Here is a 287-nt window from a genome sequence, read left to right as displayed (position 1 = left end):
AATTTGTCTGCCTGGATTCCTTTGATCTGCGCCCTGCTGCTGGCCGCGGCCGGGCCGCTGCTGGGGCCGTATGCGTCCGACCTCGTCGTCAAGGTGATGATCCTGTCGATCTTCGCGCTGAGCCTCGAACTGCTGGTCGGCATGACCGGGCTCGTGAGCCTCGGCCATGCGGCCTTCTATGGCATCGGCGCCTATGCGACGGTGCTCGCCTCGGGCGCCGAGGGCGGCTCGATCGCGGGGCTGCTGCCGCTGGCCATGGGCAGCGCGGCGCTGTACGCGCTGGTGGT

At 68.6% G+C, this 287-nt stretch carries 1 pseudogene; it reads left to right on the top strand.

The features are described from left to right. Positions 1 to 21: 21 nt before the first annotated feature. Positions 22 to 287: pseudogene (locus tag CVH10_RS19620) on the top strand (branched-chain amino acid ABC transporter permease); the annotation flags it as partial.

This window comes from Halomonas sp. ND22Bw (genome assembly GCF_003011945.1).
GTDB lineage: Bacteria > Pseudomonadota > Gammaproteobacteria > Pseudomonadales > Halomonadaceae > Halomonas > Halomonas halophila.
Note: the sequence above shows the minus strand (reverse complement) of the source record. Positions and strands in the feature narration are given on the sequence as shown.